This is a genomic window from Bacillus cereus group sp. N12, assembly GCF_016483575.1.
Classification (GTDB): Bacteria; Bacillota; Bacilli; order Bacillales; family Bacillaceae_G; genus Bacillus_A; species Bacillus_A toyonensis.
Window position 1 is genome coordinate 1 of record NZ_JAEHBO010000077.1, and the last position, 24,657, is coordinate 24,657.

Here is a 24,657-nt window from a genome sequence, read left to right on the forward strand (position 1 = left end):
GGTTTATAGTGTGCTAGAGGTGATGGTCCATGTTATCTGGGAAACAGTTATTATTAGAAGAACTCTCTACAGACGTACGGGATAATTTAGATGATTTGAAGAAGAAGGGAGAGGTCGTATGTGTAAAAGGTGTAAAAAATAAGGCTTCTACATATATGTGTCAGCGTTGCGGAAATATAGCACAAAGACTCTTTTCGTCATTTTTGTGTAAAAGGTGTAGTAAAGTCTGCACATATTGCCGGAAGTGCATAACGATGGGGAGAGTTAGTGAATGTGCTGTACTTGTTCGCGGAATTGCCGAAAAAGAAGGAGAAATGGATGTAAATCCGTTACAGTGGAAAGGAAATTTATCTACTGGCCAGGAGTTGGCTGCGCAAGGTGTTATGGGGGCTGTTAAACAGAAAGAATCGTTTTTTATTTGGGCTGTGTGCGGCGCTGGAAAAACAGAAATGTTGTTTTATGGTATTGCAGAGGCACTTCAAAAAGGAGAAAGAGTTTGTATCGCAACGCCGAGAACGGATGTTGTACTTGAATTAGCACCGAGATTGAAAGAAGTATTTCCGAATATAAATGTAGCTGCTTTATACGGTGGGAGTTTAGATCGGGAAAAAGATGCAGCGTTAGTCGTTGCGACCACCCATCAGCTATTGCGTTATTATAGAGCGTTTCATGTCATGATTGTAGATGAAATAGATGCCTTTCCATACCATGCAGATCAAATGTTGCAGTATGCGGTAAAACAAGCGATGAAAGAGAAGGCGGCATGTATTTATTTAACTGCAACTCCAGATGAAGAGTGGAAGCATAACCTTAGAAAGGGGAAACAAAAAGGTATCGTTGTTTCTGGACGGTATCACCGTCATCCGTTGCCAGTCCCCAAATTTTGCTGGTGCGGAAACTGGAAGAAAAGCCTCATCAATAAAAGAATTCCTCAAGTTTTACTACAATGGTTAAAAGTATACTTAAATAAAAAGCACCCCATTTTTTTATTTGTTCCCCATGTGCGATATATAGAAGAAATGAGTCTGTTATTGAAGTTGTTAGACGATAGAGTTGCCGGTGTGCATGCAGAAGATCCAATGAGAAAAGAGAAAGTTGCAGCTTTCAGAAAGGGAGAAATTCCTTTATTAGTTACAACGACGATTTTGGAGAGAGGAGTAACGGTGAAAAATTTGCAAGTTGCGGTTTTAGGGACGGAAGAAGAAATATTTTCAGAAAGTGCACTCGTACAAATTGCAGGCCGGGTAGGTCGTAGTTTTGAAGAGCCGTATGGAGAGGTCATTTATTTTCATTATGGTAAAACAGAGGCGATGGTGCGCGCGAAAAAACACATTCGAAGTATGAACAAAAATGCGAAAGAACAAGGGTTAATCGATTAATGCATTGCTTACTTTGTGATGAGGATATTTCATACGCGATTAGTTGGTACAATTTTTTTGTTAAGGCTCACAAAAAGTATATATGTGATAGATGTGAGCAAAAAATTTCTTATATTATAGGAGAGATTTGTAGAGAGTGCGGACGGTCTTTAGATTCATTGCCAGCTGAATATAAAGAAGGTGACATTTGCAAGGATTGTGTACGATGGATGAATGTGGAGAGTTATCGACCTTTAAAAAATCGTTCATTATATATGTACGATAATGAGATGAAAAGAATACTAGCGCAGTTTAAGTTTCGTGGTGATGCTGAGTTAGTTCGTATTTTTCATCGCCCTTTTCGAAGTTTATTTCAACAGTATTTTGCTAACGTTTCAACCGTTATCGCTGTTCCGCTTAGTAAGGAAAGGGAATATGAACGTGGTTTTAATCAAGCTGAGCTATTAGCAGCTTGTTTGCCTGTTGGTCTTTCTTATCCGTCATTAAGAAGAAGGGAAACAGAAAAACAAAGTAAGAAGACGCGCAAAGAAAGGATGTTAGGAAGCAATCCTTTTTATTTTCAGGGGGAAGAGATGTTTCATGGGCAACATATTTTACTCGTTGATGATGTGTATACGACAGGTATTACAGTTAGACAAATTGGCAGTCTTTTATACGATAGAGGGGCAAATGAAGTTTCTAGTTTGACGCTCTGTAGAAGTTAATCTGTAACTGTCGAAAGAGATAATAAAAAGACGATAAGTCTTCTTTGACTTCGTAAGTTGTCATTCGTTATAGTCAGAATATGGGGCGAATGCCCTGATTTTTAGAGTGAAGGGAATGGAATGAACATGCAAGGAAAAGTGAAATGGTTCAATGCAGAAAAGGGATTTGGGTTTATTGAGCGTGAAGATGGTGAGGATGTGTTTGTTCATTTTTCTGCTATTCAACAAGATGGGTATAAGTCATTAGAAGAAGGGCAACAAGTGGAGTTTGATATTGTAGATGGAGCACGTGGACCACAAGCAGCTAATGTTGTGAAACTGTAGGGATATTGTTTTTGGGAAGAGAAAGCTGCGTTTGTGGCAACGTTATATATAGTAGAACCTCTTGTTTTTCGCAAGAGGTTTTTGTTATGGGGTGAATTGTCAAAAAGTTGTTTCTTTTCTGTAACGAATTGTCCACAGTTATATTCGTTACTCACGATGTTAATAGGATAAAATAAAGGTAGAAACGATGCATCTTTTCATTTCAACAAAAAACGATAAAAAAATCGCAATTCCACTAATTTTTTTAAAAAAGTTAGAAGGAGTTTTTAAGCCGATGTCGAAATTATAGTACATAGGCTTGAAAGGAGGAATTCATCTATGAAATTCAACATTCGTGGTGAAAATATTGAAGTAACTCCAGCATTAAAGGAATATGTAGAGAAAAAACTAAGTAAGTTAGAGCGTTATTTTGATACATTCCCAGAGATTAAAGTTAATTTAAAAGTATACTCTGACAAGCAACGTGTCGAGGTAACAATTCCGTTTACTGATTTATTACTTCGTGCAGAAGAAACTAATAGCGATATGTACGCTGCTATCGATTTAGTAGTTGATAAGATTGAGCGACAAATTCGTAAACATAAAACAAAAGTAAATCGTAAGTTACGTGAGAAAGGTTCTGTGAAAACTAACTTTATCCTTCCAGAAGCAGTAGCTGTTCTGGATGAGGTAGAAGAGGATGAATTAGAACTTGTACGTACAAAACGATTCGATTTAAAACCGATGGACGTTGAAGAAGCGATCTTGCAAATGGATATGCTAGGGCATAATTTCTTCGTCTTCACAAATGCTGATACAAATGAAACTAATGTTGTATATGGCCGTAAAGACGGAAAATATGGTTTAATCGAAACTAAATAATAATTCGAAAGCGCAGCCGAAAGAGGCTGCGCTTTTTTTTGCTGAAAATAGATTTTTAAAAAACTTTTCCTAATTTAGAACGAGACATTCGGCCGATTGTTGTCATAGTTATAAGACAAGTGTTACAATTATCATTAGGTATATACATTTTAGTTTTTTTAATTAGGAGAAAAATTGGCATAACATACATTTGATTTTTATAACGACTGATTGTAATAGAAAAAGAAAAAACAATCGGAAGTTTTATTTTAATAAAAAAGAGGAGCGTATTTCCTATGATCGGTATTTTAAAAAAGGTATTTGATGTAAATCAACGCCAAATTAAACGTATGCAGAAGACAGTTGAGCAAATTGATGCATTAGAATCATCTATTAAGCCACTAACAGATGAACAATTAAAAGGAAAGACGCTTGAGTTTAAAGAACGTCTAACAAAAGGTGAGACAGTAGATGATCTACTTCCTGAAGCTTTTGCGGTTGTTCGCGAAGCTGCGACTCGTGTTCTTGGAATGCGTCCGTATGGCGTGCAGTTAATGGGTGGTATTGCTTTACATGAAGGGAATATCTCTGAGATGAAAACGGGTGAAGGTAAAACGTTAACATCTACATTACCTGTATATTTAAATGCTTTAACAGGAAAAGGTGTTCACGTTGTTACAGTCAATGAATACTTAGCACAACGTGATGCGAGCGAAATGGGACAACTTCATGAGTTCCTTGGCTTAACAGTAGGAATTAACTTAAATAGTATGTCACGCGAAGAGAAGCAAGAGGCTTATGCTGCTGATATTACGTATAGCACAAATAATGAGCTTGGATTCGATTACTTACGTGACAATATGGTTTTATATAGAGAGCAGTGCGTTCAGCGTCCACTTCATTTTGCTATTATCGATGAAGTCGATTCTATTTTAGTCGATGAAGCACGTACGCCGCTTATTATTTCGGGACAAGCTCAAAAATCAACAGAGCTATACATGTTTGCAAATGCATTCGTTCGTACATTAGAAAATGAAAAAGAGTATTCATTCGATGTGAAAACGAAAAATGTAATGTTAACTGAAGATGGTATTACGAAAGCAGAGAAAGCTTTCCATATTGAAAACTTATTTGATTTAAAACATGTTGCACTTCTTCATCATATTAATCAGGCACTTCGTGCGCATGTTGTTATGCACCGTGATACAGACTATGTTGTACAAGAAGGTGAAATCGTAATTGTAGACCAATTCACTGGTCGTCTTATGAAAGGGCGTCGTTATAGCGAAGGTTTACACCAAGCGATTGAAGCAAAAGAAGGCGTAGAAATTCAAAATGAAAGCATGACGCTTGCGACAATTACGTTCCAGAACTACTTCCGTATGTACGAAAAGTTATCTGGTATGACTGGTACAGCGAAAACGGAAGAAGAAGAATTCCGTAATATTTATAATATGAATGTTATCGTAATTCCAACGAACAAAGATATTATTCGTGATGACCGTGCTGATTTAATCTTTAAATCAATGGAAGGTAAATTCAATGCAGTTGTTGAGGATATTGTAAATCGTCATAAACAAGGACAACCTGTACTTGTTGGTACAGTTGCAATTGAAACGTCAGAGCTTATTTCAAAAATGTTAACACGTAAAGGTGTACGCCATAATATTTTAAACGCGAAAAACCATGCGCGTGAAGCAGATATCATTGCAGAAGCTGGTATTAAAGGTGCTGTAACAATTGCGACGAATATGGCTGGTCGTGGTACGGATATTAAATTAGGCGATGATATTAAAAATATCGGTCTAGCGGTTATCGGTACAGAGCGTCACGAAAGTCGTCGTATTGATAATCAGTTACGTGGTCGTGCTGGTCGTCAAGGGGACCCTGGTGTAACGCAGTTCTATTTATCAATGGAAGATGAACTAATGCGCCGCTTCGGCTCTGATAATATGAAAGCGATGATGGATCGTCTTGGTATGGATGATTCACAGCCGATTGAAAGTAAAATGGTTTCTCGTGCAGTAGAATCTGCGCAAAAACGTGTAGAAGGAAATAACTATGATGCACGTAAGCAGTTATTACAATACGATGATGTGCTTCGTCAGCAACGTGAAGTTATTTACAAACAGCGTCAAGAAGTAATGGATTCTGAGAACTTACGTAGTATTATTGAAGGTATGATGAAATCTACAGTAGAACGTGCTGTTGCGCTTCATACACAAGAGGAAATTGAAGAAGATTGGAACATTAAAGGTCTTGTTGACTACTTAAATACAAACCTTCTGCAAGAAGGCGATATAAAAGAAGAAGAATTACGTCGTCTTGCTCCAGAAGAAATGAGCGAGCCGATTATCGCGAAATTAATAGAGCGTTACAACGACAAAGAAAAGCTTATGCCAGAAGAGCAAATGCGTGAGTTCGAAAAAGTTGTTGTATTCCGTGTAGTAGATACGAAATGGACAGAGCATATTGATGCGATGGACCACCTTCGTGAAGGTATTCATTTACGTGCTTACGGTCAAATCGATCCACTTCGTGAGTATCAAATGGAAGGATTCGCAATGTTCGAGTCAATGATTGCTTCTATTGAAGAGGAAATCTCTCGTTACATTATGAAAGCTGAAATTGAACAAAACTTAGAGCGTCAAGAAGTTGTTCAAGGTGAAGCTGTTCATCCATCTAGCGATGGCGAAGAAGCGAAGAAAAAGCCTGTTGTAAAAGGTGATCAAGTGGGCCGTAACGATTTATGCAAATGTGGTAGTGGCAAGAAATATAAAAACTGCTGTGGCATTGTAAGCTAATAAAAACTGCGGCTGTTGAATTCAGCTTGTTTTGCAAATTATAATAAAAAGGATTAAACTCTCTCCCTAATAAGTGGAGAGAGTTTCCCTTGTTTTCATACGAAAGTAATAGCAATTACATAGAGGTGAAGGAAATGGAATTAGTAGAAATTAGACAGGAATTAGAGAAAATGGCTAAGAGATTAGCGGCTTTTAGGGGGTCTCTTTGACCTCCCTACTAAGGAGAAACAAATTGCAGAATTAGAAGAAAAAATGATGGGCGCAGGATTTTGGGATGACCAACAAGGCGCTCAAACTGTAATTAACGAAGCAAATGCGTTAAAAGATATGGTTGGAAAGTTCCGTCAGTTAGACGAGACGTTCGAAAACTTAGAAGTAACGCATGAACTCTTAAAAGAAGAATATGATGAAGATTTACATGAGGAATTAGAATCGGAAGTAAAAGGCTTAATTCAAGAAATGAATGAGTATGAGCTTCAATTACTATTAAGTGATCCTTATGATAAAAATAATGCGATTTTAGAATTACACCCAGGTGCAGGTGGAACAGAGTCACAAGACTGGGGTTCTATGTTATTACGTATGTATACACGCTGGGCTGAAAAACGTGGATTTAAAGTAGAAACAGTTGACTACTTACCAGGTGATGAAGCTGGTATTAAGAGTGTTACTTTATTAATTAAAGGTCATAACGCTTACGGTTATTTAAAAGCAGAGAAAGGTGTACATCGTCTTGTACGTATTTCACCGTTCGATTCTTCAGGCCGTCGTCATACATCATTTGTATCTTGTGAAGTTGTACCTGAGTTCAATGATGAAGTTGAAATTGAAGTGCGTACAGAAGACTTAAAAATTGATACGTACCGTGCAAGTGGAGCTGGTGGACAGCACATTAATACGACAGATTCAGCAGTTCGTATTACGCATACACCGACAAATACGGTTGTAACGTGTCAGTCAGAGCGTTCTCAAATTAAAAACCGTGAGCATGCGATGAAAATGTTAAAAGCAAAATTATATCAAAAGAAATTAGAAGAGCAACAAGCACAATTAGATGAAATCCGCGGGGAACAAAAAGAAATTGGATGGGGCAGCCAAATTCGTTCTTACGTATTCCACCCGTATTCTCTTGTAAAAGACCATCGTACAAATACAGAAGTTGGTAACGTACAAGCAGTTATGGATGGAGAAATTGATCCATTTATTGATGCTTACTTACGTTCTCGCATCTAATAACCAGTGGGGGAATCCCCACTGATTATTAGCTTTAACAAATCTGACTTTTACGGGCAGCCCGACCCTCACCTAACTTCTTTGCTTTTGTTGAATTTTGAGGTAGGGGTCTTACTACCCAGTAAATAGTGGGATAAGAGAAAAAGCCAACAAAATTGTTGGCCCATGCTGAGAAAATAGAGGATATACAACGTTTTATTTATATGGATGAAGTACAGGGGAAGAGAAGTTGGAAACGACAACTTCTCTTTTTGATGGGGTTATATGCAGAATACAATGTTGTATATTGTTTTGTAAAAAGTAGAGAATAGTAAAACAGAGCGGCAATAGAGTAAGATTTTATAAAGAACTTTTTTGATTTGCCTTTTAAAAAGATTCTTTATAGAAGTTTTTACGTTGTTCACAGAATTGAAACAAATTATGGAAGCTTTATTTTATCAGGGTTCTCACTGTATTTTTCAAGAATATGAAATATACCTTAGTTTTTCTATATAAAGATAATGCTTATAATAAAAATGAGTGTGTTAGGAATGAAAAGAATATCAACAATGGGGAGCGATAGAATTGAAAAAGAAATTGTTGGCTATTGCACTAGGTACATCAGTCGTTTTTGCTTTAGGAGCATGTGGAAATAAAGAAGAGAGTAAGCCTTCGAAACAATCTGCAAGCACAGATAGCCCAGAGCAAATTTATCAAAAAAGTTGTATAGGCTGCCATGCGAAAGATTTATCAGGAGCAACTGGACCGGATTTACGAAAAGTAGGGCAGAAATATGATGCAGCAGAGATTGAAAAGATTATTGAAAAAGGTCGCGGTTCAATGTCACCGGGAATTATTCAAGGTGAAGATGCGAAAAAAGTAGCTGAGTGGTTAGCTGAACATAAATAAAAAGAGAAAAATGGGCGAGTTGTTTATATAATCTTATCTAAAAATGAATTTGGATAAGAGTTATAACAACTCGTCTCCTTTTTCTGGGATGTAACATAACTGTAACAAAAATGTATCCGAACTGGAAACCGTTTGATGTTACAATGAGGTTTGTAGAATTTTGCTGAAATATATTACATAGAGTAGCGGTGCGAATAAAAAGCATGTAAGTAAGCTGCCTTCAACAAGAATGGTTAAATGAAAATAAAGGATTCCTTTTTATTTTCACATGTACAGAAAAGTATTTCGAAAAAAAAATCATTAAGCATTGGGTGATAAATAATGATAAAAATGACGAATGTTTATAAGGAGTACCCGAATGGTATGAAAGCCGTTGCTGGTCTCACAGTTAACATTAAACAAGGTGAATTCGTATACGTAGTTGGACCGAGTGGAGCCGGAAAATCTACATTTATTAAAATGATGTATCGTGAAGAAAAGCCAACTACAGGATCTATTAATGTAAATGGACTTACTATCGAATCATTGGCAGAAAGAGATGTTCCATATTTCCGTCGTCAATTAGGCGTGATTTTCCAAGATTTTAAATTATTACCTAAATTAACGGTATATGAGAATGTTGCGTTTGCTTTAGAAGTAATTGAAGAAGAACCAGATGCGATTCGTGAGCGTGTTACTGAAGTGTTAGGACTAGTAGGTCTAGATGATCGTGCAGACGCACTTCCAAGTGAACTTTCAGGTGGAGAGCAGCAACGTGTGGCTATTGCAAGAGCGATTGTTAATAGACCAAAGGTTGTAATTGCCGATGAGCCAACTGGTAATTTAGATATTGAAACAGCTCTTGATATTATGAAGATCTTTACGCGCATTAATGAGCGTGGTACAACGATTGTTATGGCGACGCATAATGCAGATATCGTAAATACAATCCGTCATCGTGTAATCGCGATTGAAGGCGGAAAAATTGTTCGAGACGAGATTGAGGGAGGATACGGATATGAAGGCTAAAACCCTTAGTCGACATTTGCGAGAAGGTGTAAAAAATCTATCCCGTAACGGATGGATGACATTTGCTTCTGTAAGTGCAGTAACAGTTACATTATTACTTGTAGGTGTCTTTTTAACAGCGATTATGAATATGAACCATTTTGCTACAAAAGTAGAGCAAGATGTAGAAATTCGTGTACACATTGATCCAGCAGCAAAAGAAGCTGATCAAAAGAAATTAGAAGAAGATATGAGTAAGGTCGCGAAAGTAGATTCTATTAAATACTCTTCTAAAGAAGAAGAATTGAAACGTTTAATTAAAAGTTTAGGCGATAGTGGAAAAACGTTCGAGTTATTTGAGCAAGATAACCCACTGAAAAACGTATTTATTGTAAAAGCGAAAGAGCCAACTGATACAGCACAAATTGCGAAAAAGATTGAAAAAATGCAGTTTGTAAGTAACGTTCAATACGGTAAAGGTCAAGTTGAAAAATTATTTGATACTGTAAAAACAGGACGTAATATCGGGATTGCATTAATTGCAGGTCTTTTATTCACAGCGATGTTCTTAATCTCTAATACAATTAAAATTACAATCTATGCTCGTAGTACTGAGATTGAAATTATGAAACTTGTAGGTGCAACAAACTGGTTTATTCGTTGGCCGTTCTTGCTAGAAGGATTATTCCTAGGAGTATTAGGATCAATTATTCCAATTGGTCTAATTCTAGTTACGTATAATTCACTGCAAAGTGTGTTTAATGAAAAACTTGGCGGAACAATTTTCGAGCTTTTACCATACAGCCCATTCGTATTCCAATTAGCTGGTTTATTAGTGTTAATCGGTGCGTTAATCGGTATGTGGGGAAGTGTAATGTCAATTCGTCGCTTCTTAAAAGTATAAAAAGTTGCAAACATAATTCGTACAAGCTTATCATATAGTAGAAATAGGTAAAGGCATCACACGCTGTGTGATGCCTTTTGCTACACCACCTGTGTGTTTTGGAAAGGGGAATTCCGCATTGAAACGTAGAGTTGCAATTATTGGAATGGTTGTTGCATTTTTAATTGGTGCTGGCGGAATGTTTGCAGGAATGTCTGTATTTGGGGTTAACCCAGCAGAAGTAACGCAAACAATTTCGAGTGGGAACGCTAGCACGACGCAAGGGAATTTGGCAAAAATTAATGAGGCATATGGACTAATTGATTCACGTTATGTGGAAGACGTGAAAGATGACAAGTTAGTTGAAGGTGCAATACAAGGCATGTTGTCTACGCTGAAGGACCCTTATTCCACGTATATGGATAAAGAAACAGCCAAACAGTTTAGCGAATCACTTGATCCCGAGTTAGAGGGGATTGGGGCTGAGGTGAACAAAACAGACGGTAAGCTTATTATCGTATCGCCAATTAAAGGTTCACCAGCAGAAAAGATTGGAATTAAGCCGAATGACCAAATTTTATCTGTAGATGGAAACAGTGTAAAAGACTTATCGCGTGAAGAAGCTGTATTAAAAATTCGTGGTAAAAAGGGAACGACTGTCGCGATTGAAATTAAACGTGCAGGAGTAACTGATCCGATTGTATTCAAAATTAAGCGTGAAAAAATCCCAATCTTCACGGTAGTTAGTTCTGTGAAACAAGAGAATGGAAAAGATATCGGTTATATGCAAATTACTTCTTTTGCTGAAAATACAGCGAAAGAATTTAAGGATCAGTTAAAAGAGTTAGAGAAGAAAAACATAAAAGGTTTAGTTATTGACGTTCGTGGTAATCCTGGTGGCTATTTAAATAGTGTAGAAGATATACTAGGAGAAATTATGACGAACAAAAAGCCGATGCTACAAGTAGAGCAGCGAAATGGTGAGAAAAAGCAAATCTCTACAGAGCTGAAAGAGAGGAAGCCATATCCAATTTCAGTATTGATTGATAAAGGAAGTGCTTCTGCTTCGGAAATTTTAGCTGGCGCATTGAAAGAAGGAGAAGGTTACGATTTAATTGGTGAAACAACATTTGGTAAAGGAACTGTTCAGCAAGCCGTTCCGTTTAAAGATGGCAGTAACATTAAATTAACGATGTTCAAATGGTTAACTCCAGATGGAAACTGGATTCATAAAAAGGGAATCAAGCCAACTGTAGAAGTGAAACAACCAGATTACTACCATGCGACGCCAATTCAAATTGAAAAAACACTTTCATACAATTCAAATGATGTGCAAGTGAAGCATGCGCAAGAGATGCTGAAAAGCTTAGGTTATGTACCGGGGCGTGAAGATGGCTACTTTAGTAAAGAGACAGAATCAGCACTGAAAGCATTCCAAAATGCGAATGAGATGGAAGCGACAGGACAGCTGGATAAAAAGACAGCTGAGGCAATTCAAACTAAAATCATTGAAAAAATCCGTTCTGGAGAAAATGATCTACAATTACAGGCAGCATTAAAATTAATAGCGAAATAAGAAGAAATACAGGCATTTTATTGCCTGTATTTTTTTGTGTTAAACAAACGTTTGTCCAGTTATGATAATATAAAAAGAAAGAATGATATAAATGGTGGTGAATGAGTTCGTGGAGGCATGGCTTTTTGAAATAATGCGGGCAGTTGGACGTTTTTTCTTGCACCCTGCTGTCTATGTATTTTTAATAAGTAGTATCTTCGTTGGATATTTACGTATATTACGAGAACGAAAAGATTTTTCTTTTAAAGTTTATGATATTTGGTTTGAATTGCGAACATCTCTATTTGCAGGGCTTGGATATGGATTAATCGTATCTATTATTACGATTGGACTTGGACTTGTTGTTTCCAAGGCGAGCTTATGGGCCATTTTACTTTGGACATTATTATTTGGATTAACTGCTATGTATCGATATTTATCGGCAGCTTATACGTTCAGTATCGCAATTGTATGTGTTTTATTATCTTCTAAGCTGCCAGTTTCCTTCTTACAGCTTGGAGAAGGTGAAGAGGGTACGATTGTATCTCTTGCTATTTTACTAGGCATCATGCTTGTTGTGGAGGGCTTATTGATTTCTAAAAACGCGGTGAGATATTCTACACCGAGGATTAGGAAGGGGAAACGTGGGCTCAAGATTGGTTTACACGAATCGAAGCGTTTATGGATCGTGCCGATTTTTATTCTTGTACCAGGTGATGCGGTAACCCAGTTTATTTCATGGTGGCCTGTCGTTTCAATAGGAACAAATACATATTCTCTATTCCTCGTTCCATTTTTAATTGGATTTATGCGAAAGATTAGAAGTTATGAGCCGACGGAAGCTTTACTCTTTACAGGAAGACGTGTTTATGGATTAGCTGGTCTTGTACTTGTTTTAGGGGTCGCGAGTTATTGGTGGCACGTACTTGCTATTATTGCAATGGGTGTCGCAATGCTTGGACGTTTTACGATTTCGATGCAAGAAAAAATTGTAGATGAGACAAGACCGGCATATTTCGCTGCACGCAATGATGGACTTGTCGTGTTAGATACAATTCCAAATACAATTGGGGCCGAGCTGAATTTACTGCCTGGAGAAATAATTACGAAAGTAAATGGAGTCGTTCCAAGGAGTGCCGAAGAATTTTATGATGCGCTTCAAACGAAAACAACAGGAGCTTTTTGTAAATTAGAAGTGGTAGATACAAATGGTGAGCTTCGTCTTGCTCAAACAGCATTATATGCTGGAGGACATCATGAGTTAGGCGTTGTATTTGTTCAGCAAGAGCACGAGTGGGATTCGGAAGCGATGTAATAAAAATGAGGGTGTTACCACTAGGTGACACCTTTTTTGTTTGATTGGGAGCAGCAGTACATGAAATTTATATCGGCGATTATCAGAATATATCAGCGCAATTGAAAATATATCGGCGATTATTAAAATATATCGACTTTCTGGCAAAAAACGACAACTATCGCAAACCTTATTTGTAGTTTCATAGTCGAATAACTTGAATAATTATTTGATAATGGTTATCATTTAGGGAGTCTTTTAATTTGGAAAAGGGAGGGAATATATGCTACGTAAATTTTTTTCTTACTATAAACCGTATAAAGGTTTATTTATACTCGATTTTTCTTGCGCGGTTATCGCAGGATTACTGGAACTTGGTTTCCCGCTTATCGTAAATCAATTTATTGATAAGTTATTACCAGGACAAAACTGGACGCTTATTTTATGGGCTTGTTTTGGTTTACTTGCAGTTTATATGTTAAATGCAGGTTTACAATATGTTGTTACCTACTGGGGGCATATGCTAGGAGTTAATATTGAAACAGATATGAGGCAGAAATTATTTGATCACATTCAAAAGCTATCATTCAGATTTTTTGATAATAATAAAACAGGTCATCTAATTTCACGTCTTACGAACGATTTAATGGAAATTGGGGAAATTGCTCACCACGGGCCAGAAGATTTATTCATCGCCGTAATGACTTTAGTTGGGGCATTTTCATTTATGATGATGATTAACTGGAAGTTAGCACTTCTAACATTCTTTGTAATTCCATTCCTATTATGGTTGGCGCTTTACTTCAATAAAAAAATGACGGGTACGTTTAGACGTTTATTCTCAGATGTCGCTGATTTTAATGCATGTATCGAAAATAACGTCGGTGGTATTCGCGTTGTACAAGCATTCGGAAATGAAAAGTTTGAGAAAGACCAATTCGCTGTGAACAACGCTCGTTTCCGTACAACGAAATTAATGGCGTATAAAATTATGGCGCTAAACTCATCCATTAGTTATATGCTCATGCGTCTCGTAACGCTCTTCGTATTAATATGTGGCACATGGTTTGTTCTGCAAGGTGAGTTAACGTATGGTGGATTTATCGGATTCGTCTTATTAACGAATATTTTCTTCCGACCAATTGAGAAAATTAATGCAGTTATTGAAAGTTATCCGAAAGGAATCGCAGGTTTTAAAAGGTATGTAGAACTTCTTGAAACAGAGCCTGATATTGTGGACTCTAAAGATGCGATAGAAGTAAAGCATGTACACGGTGATATTCACTATAACAACATTACGTTCGGATATGAAAATAAAGAACCGATTTTAAATGATATTAGCTTGAAAATACACGCAGGTGAAACAGTTGCGTTCGTTGGGCCATCAGGGGCAGGGAAAACAACGTTATGTAGTTTATTACCACGCTTTTATGAGCAGGAATCTGGGTCAATCCAAATTGATGGCATTGATACGAAAGAGATGACTTTATCGTCACTTCGTAAACAAATTGGAATTGTACAGCAAGATGTATTCTTATTCTCAGGAACGATTCGCGAAAATATCGCTTATGGAAATTTACAGGCTTCAGAGGCTGCAATTTGGCAGGCGGTAAAACGTGCCCAGTTGGAGGATTTAATTTACTCGCAACCAGACGGTTTAGATACAGTTATCGGTGAGCGTGGTGTGAAACTTTCAGGGGGACAGAAGCAGCGTCTAGCAATTGCTCGTATGTTCTTGAAAAACCCGCCAATTTTAATATTAGATGAAGCGACTTCTGCATTAGATACAGAGACGGAACTTGCTATTCAAAAATCACTTGCAGAACTAGCTGTCGGTCGTACAACATTAGTTATTGCTCACAGGCTTGCAACTATTAAAAATGCGGATCGTATCGTCGTTGTAAATAAAGATGGTATTGCAGAACAAGGTTCGCATGAGGAATTAATTGAGCGAGGCGGAGGGTATAGCCGATTATACGAAGCGCAGTTTAGTTCGTAAATATAATTTCTGCTGAATTCGTGCACCATAAGTAAGTGGAAATCTTATATGGGAGGCTATAAAGCATGATTGTAACAACAACATCTACAATTCAAGGGAAAGAAATTATTGAGTATATTGATATCGTGAATGGAGAAGCGATTATGGGTGCGAATATTGTTCGTGACCTTTTCGCATCTGTCCGTGACGTTGTCGGCGGCCGTGCAGGAGCTTATGAAAGTAAATTAAAAGAAGCGCGCGACATCGCAATGGAAGAGATGAAAACATTCGCAAGGCAAAAAAATGCGAATGCCATCGTTGGTATCGACGTGGATTACGAAGTAGTTCGCGAAGGAATGCTAATGGTCGCGGTGAGTGGGACTGCTGTCCGTATATAAAGTGAAACTTTAATCAGTGGGGGGCATCCCGGCTAGTTATGAGCCTTCACCAACTGGGCATTTAATGCCCACAAGTAGCAAGATAAAGTGAAAAGCCGTGCTGGTGCACGGCTTTTTGTTATTGTGATGTCTAATATTATCTTTATGTCGAAGTCACGATATTTCTTGGGAAATGTGGAAGGCCCCGTCGATATATAGGGAAGACATTAGAGCGCTTCTTTACACCGCTGAATTTGAACTAATAATTTTTCATATTCTTGTTCAAGAAATGTGATGTCATCGTGATGATTGGGTATAGAAATCCGGCTGATGACTTCTGTTAATTTCGTTTGTAATCGCAATAATTCTTGTTCAGTAACGTTTACGGAAGCTTGAGTGGTTCTTTTGATGTATTGCTCGTAATTGCCATAGAATATTCTTGGTTCGCTCTCATCTACTTGTAGAATATGGTCTGCAACAGAACGAATAAAGGCACGGTCATGGCTAATGAAGAGTATAGTGCCAGGATACTCTTGTAACATGTTTTCTAATTCTTCCTGTGTTGTTAAATCTAAATAGTTCGTCGGTTCATCGAGCAGGAGCATATTATAGTTTCCTAAAAATACTTTTGCGAGTGCAACCTTCATTCGTTCACCCCCGCTTAGAACGTGCACAGGTTTATGAACATCTTCGCGGCGGAAAAGGAGCCGGGCAAGTATTGTTCGAACGAACGATACAGTATAGCTCGATTCTTCTAGAACATTTTCTATAATTGTTTTATCTGTGTTTAAAATAGATAGTGTTTGCTCAAAGTATCCGATTTTACAACTCTTCGAAAGCTGGATACCACGCTCGTTTGCGAGAAGCATGTTGAACAAAGTTGTTTTTCCACTTCCATTTGCCCCTAAAATAGCAAGCTTTGCACCGGGGGCAATTGTCCCATTCATATTTTTAAATAGTGTGCGGTCGCCTATTTTCTTTGTTGCTTTATTGAACTGTACTGCCACTTTACTATGAATGGGTGTATGGTATTGCGCGTCAAACTGAGCCTGAGAAAGATCTTTTGGCTTTTCTTTCTTTTCTAGTTTTTCGAGACGTGTTTCTAATACTTTGGCTGCTTTGCTGACCTGTTCTTGCCCATGAGCTCCACTTAATTTATAAAGTTTAGATTCAGATGAACTGAACCGAGTTGGGATTTTTGTCATGCTAGAAGCGCGTTGTTTTCTTTGTAAAATGGACTGTTCCAAACGATTTTTTTCTTGTACATATTGCTCGTATTCTGCTTCCTTTTGTATTCTCTCACGTTCTTTTTGCTTTCGATAGTTGGAATAGTTTCCTTTATATTCTTTAATCATCCCGTCTTCAACTTCGATGATTTTTGTACATATTGTATCTAGGAAATCGCGATCATGAGATATTAAGACAAGCGCACCTTTATAAGATGAAAGTGCCTTTTCTAATTGCTCTGTACCGAACATATCTAAGTGGCTTGTTGGTTCATCAGCAAATAGAATGCCTGCCTCTTGTTCAAGGGCATGGGCAATCTTTAGGCGCATTCGTTCGCCGCCGCTCATTGAATTTGCGACGTTTGAAATACTCCATTTTCCTTTTGCAAGAGAAGAAGCGGTTTCCAGTATTGTATCGCTAAGCTGTGGAATGATAGCGATAGAACTATGATGAGTTACTGTCCCTTTGTCAGCTTCTATTTCTTTACTTAATATTTGCAATAACGTAGATTTTCCAGCTCCGTTGACTCCAACGATTCCTATGCGATCGTGTGCGTGAATTTCTAGTGATGGTAACGTAAATATGGTACGGTCACCAAAGCTCTTTTCAATATTACGTGCGAATAAAATAGTCATAAAAAAACCTCCCTAGTTTCACTAGAGAGGATAAACGTCGCCCTTCAATGTAAAAATCGTACATAAATAAACGATTTTTCACATGATCGTCTCGAAAGAAAGTATCGACAAATGGACAGACTAATCCCCTGCTAGTTTTCATCATTTTTGTTCACTATTTGTGATGGATGAAATAAATAAGAGAATTAGAACTTCATTGGTCAAATTACCTTCCTTTCATAATATTATTTTTATTGTATGCGCATACAAACGGGTTTGTCAAACTTATTTCTGTTAGCTATTTTTAAATTTGCTATTATACAGTTGTGCCTTTGTAATTGCTTCAGCATCATTTTTGATTTCATCCAATCCATTCGCATCCCCGATAATATACCCTTCAAATGATGAACCAACAAAATCAAAGATATACTGGAATTGAGCAATAAGTGGCAATGCTTTCCGTTTCGGATTGTCTCCGCCAACGATGACGACGTACATTTTTTTACCTTTCATTTTCTCTTTGAAATGAAGAGAGGTATCACGTAAGCTTTGTGACCAACGATCAACGAAGTTTTTCATATGGCCGCTCATTCCGTACCAGTATAGTGGTGTAGCAAAGATAATCGTGTCGTGCTCTAGCATGCGTTTGGTTAATTGTTCGTAGTCATCATTTACAGGTTGAAATCCTTCAGCATCATGGCGTTGGTCTGTAATAGGATAAATGGTATGGTCACGTAAATAAATTTGTTCTGCTTTCATTCCATCAATCATCATATATGTTAAGGCTTCCGTATTCCCATTTTGTCTTGAACTGCCGTGTATAACAAACATGCAATCATCCCTTTTCTTTTTCTTGTTTTAGGAGTGAAACGTGTTTTTGTAAATTCGTTTGAATGTTGGAAAGTAATGAGATTTGCCTTGTTACTTCATTGAGCTTATCTTCGTAAAGTGCAAGGATACTGCTGCATGGATTTTCGTATAGATGTGGTTCGATTTCGAGGCAGCTCAGCATTCTTGCAGTTTCTTCTAAATTTAAGCCGAGCTGTAAGTACATTTGGATAAGCTCTACTTTTTCAATGGCACTTTTATCGAAATCACGATAGCCGTTTGTGAGGCGATTTGAAGGGAGCAATCCCTTTTCTTCATAATGTCTTAGTGATCTTTCGCTAACGCCAGTTTCTTTTGATAACTCTCCAATTCGCACTGCATTTCACTCCTTTTACATGTATTGTAAACCTTCACACTAATGTGAAGGTCAACTCTGTTTTTTCGCAAAAGAATCTACATGATTTAAAAACACTTGAATGGCTTTAGATGGAATGAAATATTTGCCACGCACGATGGAGAATGGACGAATTAGTTTTTCAGTTGGAACTTCGACGTGGAATAGTTCTTGGGCTAGTAGTTCTTTCCGCACGGTCCAATCAGAAAGTATAGCGATGCCAAGCCCGGCAGCGACGGCTTCCTTTACACTTTGAATGCTACTAAATGTAAAGAATCGTTTCATTTTTAAATGATGTTGATGAATAAAACGATCGCTATAGGCACGTGTCCCAGAGCCACTTTCTCTTAATACCCATACTTGGTCTTGGAGAGTAGCTTCGTTTATATCCTTGATGTGAAGTAATGGGTGATTTGGAGGGACGACGAGCTTCATTTCATCTTGCATAAACGCTTCAACGTCTACGTCAGCATATACGACTTGTCCCTCTACTAAGCCGATATCAATTTGATTAGAGCGAAGGCTTTGCAAAACTTCTTCTGTATTAGAGATAAGGGTATGAACTTCGACGTGCGGATTTTCATTGGCATAGTTAGCGAGTATTTTGGGAAGTAAGTATTCGCCAATTGTAAAACTAGCACCGATGCGAAGTGTTCCTGTTACAACGTTATGTAATTCGTTAATTTCCTGTTTTGCATCATCATAAAGAGAGAGCATTTGCTTTGCATGTATGTATAATATGTTTCCAGCTTCCGTAACTTGTACATGCTTTGGGGAGCGCTGAATGAGTGTAGTTCCAAATTCATTTTCCAGGTTGCGAATGTGCATGCTTACACCGGGTTGTGAAAGGTTTAAAAGTTCTGCTGCACGAGAGAAATGTTTCTGTTCAACGACAGTCACAAAGATTTTCAAAATGTCGACGTTCATTTGTTAGGCCCCTTTATTTTTGTTTTTATTCTATCATAAGTATTTCTGATGATAGAGATTTAATATTGATATTAAACTTATTATAAAAACTCTCTTATAATGTAAGTAGAAAGAACATGCATGTTCCAATACGATTATTGGGGTGGTACAAGGTGGAACAAACACTTGTTATACAAAAGAAAAAGGGCTTTGGATTTTCGCAAGGTATTGGGATTACATTATTAATCGCCATTGCTGCGAAATATTTAGCGGAGCTTCCATTTTTAAATATTATGGGACAATTAGTAATTGCTATTCTAATTGGGATGATTTGGCGCGCAGCGATTGGAGTCCCTCCAGAAGCGATAGCGGGAACGAACTTTGCGAGTAAGAAGTTGCTTCGCTTTGGGATTATCTTACTTGGAATGCGATTAAATCTGGTTGATATTGCGAAGGCGGGGCCGAAAGTATTGGTCATCGCAGCGGTAGTTATTATATTCACCATTTTCGTTGTATATGGATTGACAAAAGTATTTAAAGTAGAAAAGAAACTTGGGATTTTAACGGCGTGTGGAACGGCGATTTGTGGTGCGGCAGCGGTCGTGGCAATTGCACCACAAGTGAAAGCAAAGGACGATGAAACGGCGGTTGGTGCCGCAATTATTGCTATTTTAGGTACGATATTTACGCTTATTTATACATTATTATATCCAGTGCTTGGCTTATCTCCGTACGGTTACGGTGTATTCTCGGGGGCGACGCTGCATGAAATTGCTCACGTAATTGCGGCTGCGGCACCAGGCGGTAGCACGGCTGTCGACATCGCGGTTATCGTGAAATTAACGCGCGTTGCGATGCTTGTACCAGTAGCGATTTTAATTGGGTTATGGTTTGGTAAGAGCGAGGGAAGCGAAGAAAAGAAATCGTGGAAGGAGCTTCCGATTCCTTGGTTTATATTCGGATTTTTAGCGATGAGTGCGGTGCATTCACTCGGGATTATCCCCGAAGTTGTTGCCGGTTATATTGTAATAATTGCGTACATGCTTATCGCAATGGCGATGGCAGGTCTCGGTTTAAATGTAGAGTTTAAAACGTTCCGTAAATTAGGAAGCAAAGCATTTGTAGCAGGGCTGATCGGCTCGGTTTGTCTTTCTATTCTTGGATATGTTCTTGTATGGGTATTAGGATTTATGTAGTAGAGGAGAAAGCTGTTCCAAAAGATATTTTGGGACAGCTTTTTCTTATGATTATAGCGCTATGGATTTCAGTATTTGTTAGTAAGTCGATATATTCGGAAAATCGCCGATATAAATGGAGTTGCGCTGATATATTTAGAAAATCGCCAATATAAATGGAGTTGCGCTGATATATTTAGAAAATCGCCGATATAAATGGAGTTACGTCGATATATTGGGAGAATCGCTGATATAAACTTAACTACTATCGTACTTTGTTAGAGAAGGTGTTCAGTGGAATATTTTTCTAAAATTTGTAAATTAATCTTTACTTGTAATTGGAAAATATTTATAATTCAAGTAAAGATATCTTTACTTTTGAAGGTGGATCCTATGGGTGTGAAAAATAAAATTAAAGAATTAAGAAAGCAAAATCATATAACACAAGTTGAAATGGCAAAGGTGATGCAGGTGACGCGTCAGACGATTATAGCGATTGAAAATCACCATTACAATCCGAGTCTAGAGTTATCCCTAAAAATCGCCAAATATTTTGGGATGAAGGTGGAGGAAATCTTTACGCTGGAGTAAGGGGAGAGGAAATAAATGATAAGTTTGAGAGATTTCAATTAGATTAAACGTTTAAATATATAAGGACTGGTTTTGGGGTATTAATTAGTATGTTATCAATGAGCGTATTAACAAAGACTAGCAAATAGATATATAAAGGGGAAGCGGAATGGGATTACCGGTGTTATGTGTCGCTACAGCTATATTTGCACTTCTTTGGGGAATGCAAAATTTCTCTCGTAATCCAGTGCCAAGTATTTGTATTATGATTGGCACTGTTGGTTTATCGTATTATTTATTACTATTGGCCCATTATCATAAAACGGCAACGAGCGTTGTTGTTGGAGCACTTATTTTATTTTGTGGGCGCGCTGTACAAAAAGGATTATTTCCGTAAAAGCTGTTTATACAATGAGTATAAACAGCTTTTTGTATTTTTTTACAAAAGTCTTGAAAGTTACGTAACGTCATCTTTTATAATGAAGGGGAAGAGGTGATGGTAGTGATTTCAATACAAGAATTGACGAGAGAGACAGGGGTAACAGTACGTACATTACGTTATTATGATCAAATAGATTTATTAAAGCCGAGCGGGAAAACAGAAGGCGGGCATCGTTTATATAGTGAAGCTGACGTAATACGTCTCCAACAAATTTTATTTTTAAAGGAAATGGGATTTTCACTAAAAGAGTCTGCGAATATGTTAGTAAAAGGTGAGCTTAACTTAAAGGATTCGCTTGAAAAACAACTTCGGTTTGTACAGGAAGAACAAAAGAAATTCAATCGAATGGAGCGCGTTTTACAAGCAGTTGTTTATTCGGTGGATGTGGAGGGAGAGCTCGATTGGAAAGTTATGTTTGAACTGATCCAGCTTTCGAAACAGTCTTCTCGTATACGTGAAATATTTCAAAATGAAGTATTTTCAAAGGAAGAACAAAAGTTGCTTCATAATTTGCCAAATATGAGTGAAGAAGATCCGAATGTTTTAGAATGGGTGGATTTATTAAAGCAATTACGCACTTTTATGAAAGACGGTAAAGAAACTGCAAGTGATGAGGTGCAAGGGGCAATGAAGAGATTAATGCAGAAGTGTTTAGAAATGGCCAATGGTGATGAAGCGTTTTTAGATAAGTTATGGGAAGTTAGAAAATCGAAGGAAGATTCACAGAAAATGAGCATGTATCCAATCGAAGAAGAATTTTTATTATATATGGATGAAGCTTTTCGTATATATGATGAAAAGGAGAAGGATAAATGAGTATACTCGCAGAATATCGTTGGTACTTTTTAATTGGGGCAGAGATTGTATTTTGGTTATCGGCTATCGGTTTCTTTTTACTTCGTTACGGATTCCGTTTGAAAAAGGCGAGTTTTATTATGGGGATTGTACTACTCGTAAATGAAGTGTTCATTTTAACCTTAGGGGTAGTGGACTATTATCAAACAGGAAAGTTTTCAAACTTTCAGATTATTACCGTAATCATTTTATTGTATGCGGTCTTCTACGGGAAAAAGGATTTGAAGAAGCTTGATATATTTGTGCAAAAGTTAGCTGCGAAATGGCGGAATGAACCAGCGCCTGTTATTGAAGAACATATAGAATTAACAGGTATGGCCTATGCAAAGCAGGAAATGAAAAATTGGGTATTACATCTTGTTTTATTCGTTGGTGTGCATATATTCTTTTTCTTCGCGTATGGATTTATTCCATTTGAACAATGGGGAAATTGGTTAGAATCGGGAATCATTTTAAATAAAGCTGCAAGTCGCGTGAGCCAAGTGTGGGCAATTATATTTTTAGTTGATACAGCAATTTCATTTTCATATGTCATTTTTCCGAAGAAGGAGAAAGGGAAAGAAAAGCTACTTTCGTAGAGGAAAGTAGCTTTTGCAGTATACAAATAATTCTTATAGGAGAGGATGACAATAGGAAAAAGAAGTGGTTTTATATGCCTACTTCTCTTTAGTTTAGTAGCATGCTCACAACCTAACATTACAATTGATAAGAAGAATGATGTCATTGTAAAGGAAGCGGTAACTTCTAATCTAGATAAATTTGAAAAGTTCGTTTTGAATGTGGAACAAGGGGAAGTTGATAAAGTAAGAATTGTACATTATACACATGAAGGTGATCCGGTTTTTCAAACGTTAGAGTATAGTGGAACAGATATAATTCATATGTTAGATAATAGGCAAGATCGATTTGCTGGTAATCATACAGATATAGATGAAGATAGTTGTAAAAGGATTGTTAAAGAGCAGCGTGAATTACAAACGGCTTATAGGTTAATAGACTGTCTGAATGAAAATGGGCGCAATGGATATGATTTATTATATGTACCTAAAAAATAGAGTTAGTAGAGGAAGGAAGTTTTGACTCCTTCCTTTTTCTATGTATATATTGTCGAAAATTTTACCGAATATCTGTTCGTTTTTTTTAGGTTTTTTATGGGCATTCGTGGTAAAATAATAATACAGATTTTTATGAGGAGGTCGGATTTTACTTGGAACATCAATTTGAAATTATCTCAGCGTATTCCCCGCAAGGTGATCAGCCGGTAGCTATAGAGAAGCTTGTAGAGGGACTTAATAGTGGAAAGAAAAAGCAAGTGTTGCTGGGAGCGACAGGGACGGGTAAGACATTTACGATTTCAAATGTCATTAAAGAAGTACAGAAGCCAACACTTGTGATGGCTCATAATAAAACGTTAGCAGGACAATTATATAGTGAGCTGAAAGATTTTTTTCCGAATAATGCAGTTGAATATTTTGTTAGTTATTACGATTATTATCAACCAGAAGCGTATGTGCCGCAAACGGATACTTTTATAGAAAAGGATGCGCAAATTAATGATGAAATCGATAAATTGCGTCACTCAGCAACGTCTGCATTATTTGAACGGGACGATGTAATTATCGTTGCGAGTGTTTCGTGTATATATGGTTTAGGTTCTCCGGAAGAATACCGCGAGTTAGTTGTTTCACTTCGAGTTGGTATGGAAAAGGACCGCAATCAATTGCTTCGTGAACTTGTTGATGTACAGTACGGACGTAATGATATTGATTTCAAGCGTGGGACATTCCGTGTGCGCGGAGATGTAGTTGAAATCTTCCCGGCATCACTTGACGAGCATTGTATTCGAATTGAATTTTTCGGTGATGAAATCGATCGTATTCGTGAAGTAAATGCGTTAACAGGTGAAGTATTAGCAGAACGTGATCATGTAGCAATCTTCCCAGCATCTCACTTCGTTACACGTGAAGAAAAAATGAAGGTTGCTATTGAAAATATAGAAAAAGAATTAGAAGAGCGTTTAAAAGAATTAAATGATAATGGTAAGTTGTTGGAAGCGCAGCGTATAGAGCAACGTACACGTTATGATCTAGAAATGATGCGCGAGATGGGCTTTTGTTCAGGGATTGAAAACTATTCCCGTCATTTAACACTTCGTCCAGCGGGTGCAACGCCGTATACGTTATTAGACTATTTCCCGAAGGATTTCTTAATTGTTATGGATGAGTCGCACGTATCAGTGCCACAAGTAAGAGCAATGTATAACGGGGACCAAGCACGTAAGCAAGTACTTGTGGATCATGGATTCCGTCTGCCATCAGCTTTAGATAATAGACCGCTCACGTTCGATGAGTTTGAAGAGAAAACGAATCAAGTCATTTACGTTTCGGCAACGCCAGGACC

At 37.5% G+C, this 24,657-nt stretch carries 23 protein-coding genes and 1 pseudogene; 20 read left to right on the forward strand and 4 right to left on the reverse strand.

The features are described from left to right. Positions 1-29 precede the first annotated feature (29 nt). The 13 genes from comFA (at position 30) to JDS92_RS24570 (ending at position 15,267) form a co-directional block, all read left to right on the forward strand. Positions 30-1,379 carry an ATP-dependent helicase ComFA gene (gene comFA / locus JDS92_RS24510; protein WP_199632670.1) on the forward strand — a complete coding sequence of 450 codons (1,350 nt, stop codon included), beginning with the start codon at positions 30-32 and terminating at the stop codon, positions 1,377-1,379. After that, positions 1,379-2,083, forward strand: a complete 705-nt coding sequence (locus JDS92_RS24515; RefSeq protein ID WP_000543522.1) for a ComF family protein — start codon at positions 1,379-1,381, stop codon at positions 2,081-2,083. The genes comFA and JDS92_RS24515 overlap by 1 nt, the downstream gene beginning before the upstream one ends. Positions 2,084-2,209: 126 nt before the next feature. After that, positions 2,210-2,407: a cold shock protein CspC gene (gene cspC, locus JDS92_RS24520; RefSeq protein WP_002045823.1), complete on the forward strand. Its 198-nt coding sequence runs from the start codon at positions 2,210-2,212 to the stop codon at positions 2,405-2,407. A gap of 318 nt (positions 2,408-2,725) precedes the next feature. Further along, the gene (gene hpf, locus JDS92_RS24525; protein ID WP_000671188.1) at positions 2,726-3,268 is read left to right on the forward strand and encodes a ribosome hibernation-promoting factor, HPF/YfiA family; all 543 of its coding nucleotides are present in this window, start codon (positions 2,726-2,728) and stop codon (positions 3,266-3,268) included. Between the two features lie 275 nt (positions 3,269-3,543). Next, complete coding sequence (gene secA / locus JDS92_RS24530) at positions 3,544-6,051, forward strand: preprotein translocase subunit SecA (protein ID WP_000579396.1); 2,508 nt, start codon at positions 3,544-3,546, stop codon at positions 6,049-6,051. A gap of 134 nt (positions 6,052-6,185) precedes the next feature. Beyond that, positions 6,186-7,284, forward strand: a protein-coding gene (gene prfB, locus JDS92_RS24535; protein WP_096001583.1) for a peptide chain release factor 2 whose coding sequence is annotated in 2 segments (ribosomal slippage) — positions 6,186-6,257 and positions 6,259-7,284 — 1,098 coding nt in all. Because the reading frame shifts where the segments join, the coding sequence is not laid out codon by codon here. Between the two features lie 564 nt (positions 7,285-7,848). Further along, on the forward strand, positions 7,849-8,172 hold the full coding sequence (gene cccB / locus JDS92_RS24540) for a cytochrome c551 (protein WP_000727967.1): 324 nt from the start codon (positions 7,849-7,851) through the stop codon (positions 8,170-8,172). A gap of 321 nt (positions 8,173-8,493) precedes the next feature. Then, a complete protein-coding gene (gene ftsE / locus JDS92_RS24545) occupies positions 8,494-9,180 on the forward strand; it encodes a cell division ATP-binding protein FtsE (RefSeq protein WP_000594334.1) in 687 nt (228 codons plus the stop codon). Next, on the forward strand, positions 9,170-10,063 hold the full coding sequence (gene ftsX, locus JDS92_RS24550) for a permease-like cell division protein FtsX (protein WP_000645031.1): 894 nt from the start codon (positions 9,170-9,172) through the stop codon (positions 10,061-10,063). The genes ftsE and ftsX overlap by 11 nt, the downstream gene beginning before the upstream one ends. Positions 10,064-10,181: 118 nt before the next feature. Next, on the forward strand, positions 10,182-11,618 hold the full coding sequence (locus JDS92_RS24555; protein WP_000830308.1) for a S41 family peptidase: 1,437 nt from the start codon (positions 10,182-10,184) through the stop codon (positions 11,616-11,618). 109 nt (positions 11,619-11,727) lie between these two features. Continuing rightward, positions 11,728-12,912: a PDZ domain-containing protein gene (locus JDS92_RS24560; RefSeq protein WP_016107240.1), complete on the forward strand. Its 1,185-nt coding sequence runs from the start codon at positions 11,728-11,730 to the stop codon at positions 12,910-12,912. 262 nt (positions 12,913-13,174) lie between these two features. Beyond that, positions 13,175-14,890 (forward strand): ABC transporter ATP-binding protein, encoded by a 1,716-nt coding sequence (locus JDS92_RS24565; protein ID WP_000944601.1) that lies wholly within the window; start codon positions 13,175-13,177, stop codon positions 14,888-14,890. 65 nt (positions 14,891-14,955) lie between these two features. Next, positions 14,956-15,267: a heavy metal-binding domain-containing protein gene (locus JDS92_RS24570; RefSeq protein ID WP_000637523.1), complete on the forward strand. Its 312-nt coding sequence runs from the start codon at positions 14,956-14,958 to the stop codon at positions 15,265-15,267. 206 nt (positions 15,268-15,473) lie between these two features. Here the strand turns inward: JDS92_RS24570 and abc-f are convergent, their stop codons facing one another. The 4 genes from abc-f to JDS92_RS24590 form a co-directional block, all read right to left on the reverse strand. Continuing rightward, the gene (abc-f, locus tag JDS92_RS24575; protein ID WP_199632671.1) at positions 15,474-17,108 is read right to left on the reverse strand and encodes a ribosomal protection-like ABC-F family protein; all 1,635 of its coding nucleotides are present in this window, start codon (positions 17,106-17,108) and stop codon (positions 15,474-15,476) included. A 273-nt stretch (positions 17,109-17,381) separates the two neighbouring features. Beyond that, the gene (locus JDS92_RS24580; protein ID WP_000497638.1) at positions 17,382-17,918 is read right to left on the reverse strand and encodes a flavodoxin family protein; all 537 of its coding nucleotides are present in this window, start codon (positions 17,916-17,918) and stop codon (positions 17,382-17,384) included. Positions 17,919-17,922: 4 nt separating this feature from the next. Then, a complete protein-coding gene (locus JDS92_RS24585) occupies positions 17,923-18,291 on the reverse strand; it encodes a MerR family transcriptional regulator (RefSeq protein ID WP_097958745.1) in 369 nt (122 codons plus the stop codon). Between the two features lie 51 nt (positions 18,292-18,342). Beyond that, positions 18,343-19,236: a LysR family transcriptional regulator gene (locus JDS92_RS24590; RefSeq protein ID WP_001099965.1), complete on the reverse strand. Its 894-nt coding sequence runs from the start codon at positions 19,234-19,236 to the stop codon at positions 18,343-18,345. A gap of 152 nt (positions 19,237-19,388) precedes the next feature. On the opposite strand from JDS92_RS24590, the gene JDS92_RS24595 reads away from it, so the two are divergent. The 7 genes and pseudogenes from JDS92_RS24595 to uvrB form a co-directional block, all read left to right on the forward strand. Next, on the forward strand, positions 19,389-20,411 hold the full coding sequence (locus JDS92_RS24595) for a YeiH family protein (protein ID WP_199632672.1): 1,023 nt from the start codon (positions 19,389-19,391) through the stop codon (positions 20,409-20,411). A gap of 372 nt (positions 20,412-20,783) precedes the next feature. Beyond that, positions 20,784-20,981 (forward strand): helix-turn-helix transcriptional regulator, encoded by a 198-nt coding sequence (locus JDS92_RS24600; protein ID WP_000538368.1) that lies wholly within the window; start codon positions 20,784-20,786, stop codon positions 20,979-20,981. A 148-nt stretch (positions 20,982-21,129) separates the two neighbouring features. Then, a complete protein-coding gene (locus JDS92_RS24605; RefSeq protein WP_000524132.1) occupies positions 21,130-21,357 on the forward strand; it encodes a hypothetical protein in 228 nt (75 codons plus the stop codon). Between the two features lie 99 nt (positions 21,358-21,456). Beyond that, positions 21,457-22,218, forward strand: coding sequence for a MerR family transcriptional regulator (locus tag JDS92_RS24610; protein WP_000260340.1), 762 nt, complete (start codon positions 21,457-21,459; stop codon positions 22,216-22,218). Beyond that, on the forward strand, positions 22,215-22,835 hold the full coding sequence (locus JDS92_RS24615) for a hypothetical protein (RefSeq protein ID WP_199632673.1): 621 nt from the start codon (positions 22,215-22,217) through the stop codon (positions 22,833-22,835). The genes JDS92_RS24610 and JDS92_RS24615 overlap by 4 nt, the downstream gene beginning before the upstream one ends. Positions 22,836-22,880: 45 nt before the next feature. Beyond that, positions 22,881-23,312 (forward strand): DUF4362 domain-containing protein, encoded by a 432-nt coding sequence (locus tag JDS92_RS24620; RefSeq protein WP_098711566.1) that lies wholly within the window; start codon positions 22,881-22,883, stop codon positions 23,310-23,312. Between the two features lie 152 nt (positions 23,313-23,464). Continuing rightward, positions 23,465-24,657, forward strand: a pseudogene (gene uvrB / locus JDS92_RS24625) (excinuclease ABC subunit B); the annotation flags it as partial.

What these genes read in the sequence shown, in the direction of transcription:
- abc-f (WP_199632671.1), bottom strand. Translation starts at nt 17,108, where the DNA reads ATGACTATTTTATTCGCACGTAATATTGAAAAGAGCTTTGGTGACCGT.
- comFA (WP_199632670.1), top strand. Translation starts at nt 30, where the DNA reads ATGTTATCTGGGAAACAGTTATTATTAGAAGAACTCTCTACAGACGTA.
- cspC (WP_002045823.1), top strand. Translation starts at nt 2,210, where the DNA reads ATGCAAGGAAAAGTGAAATGGTTCAATGCAGAAAAGGGATTTGGGTTT.
- JDS92_RS24515 (WP_000543522.1), top strand. Translation starts at nt 1,379, where the DNA reads ATGCATTGCTTACTTTGTGATGAGGATATTTCATACGCGATTAGTTGG.
- JDS92_RS24565 (WP_000944601.1), top strand. Translation starts at nt 13,175, where the DNA reads ATGCTACGTAAATTTTTTTCTTACTATAAACCGTATAAAGGTTTATTT.
- JDS92_RS24615 (WP_199632673.1), top strand. Translation starts at nt 22,215, where the DNA reads ATGAGTATACTCGCAGAATATCGTTGGTACTTTTTAATTGGGGCAGAG.
- hpf (WP_000671188.1), top strand. Translation starts at nt 2,726, where the DNA reads ATGAAATTCAACATTCGTGGTGAAAATATTGAAGTAACTCCAGCATTA.
- JDS92_RS24580 (WP_000497638.1), bottom strand. Translation starts at nt 17,918, where the DNA reads ATGTTTGTTATACACGGCAGTTCAAGACAAAATGGGAATACGGAAGCC.
- JDS92_RS24605 (WP_000524132.1), top strand. Translation starts at nt 21,130, where the DNA reads ATGGGATTACCGGTGTTATGTGTCGCTACAGCTATATTTGCACTTCTT.
- JDS92_RS24620 (WP_098711566.1), top strand. Translation starts at nt 22,881, where the DNA reads ATGACAATAGGAAAAAGAAGTGGTTTTATATGCCTACTTCTCTTTAGT.
- JDS92_RS24590 (WP_001099965.1), bottom strand. Translation starts at nt 19,236, where the DNA reads ATGAACGTCGACATTTTGAAAATCTTTGTGACTGTCGTTGAACAGAAA.
- JDS92_RS24570 (WP_000637523.1), top strand. Translation starts at nt 14,956, where the DNA reads ATGATTGTAACAACAACATCTACAATTCAAGGGAAAGAAATTATTGAG.
- JDS92_RS24600 (WP_000538368.1), top strand. Translation starts at nt 20,784, where the DNA reads ATGGGTGTGAAAAATAAAATTAAAGAATTAAGAAAGCAAAATCATATA.
- ftsX (WP_000645031.1), top strand. Translation starts at nt 9,170, where the DNA reads ATGAAGGCTAAAACCCTTAGTCGACATTTGCGAGAAGGTGTAAAAAAT.
- ftsE (WP_000594334.1), top strand. Translation starts at nt 8,494, where the DNA reads ATGATAAAAATGACGAATGTTTATAAGGAGTACCCGAATGGTATGAAA.
- JDS92_RS24610 (WP_000260340.1), top strand. Translation starts at nt 21,457, where the DNA reads ATGGTAGTGATTTCAATACAAGAATTGACGAGAGAGACAGGGGTAACA.
- secA (WP_000579396.1), top strand. Translation starts at nt 3,544, where the DNA reads ATGATCGGTATTTTAAAAAAGGTATTTGATGTAAATCAACGCCAAATT.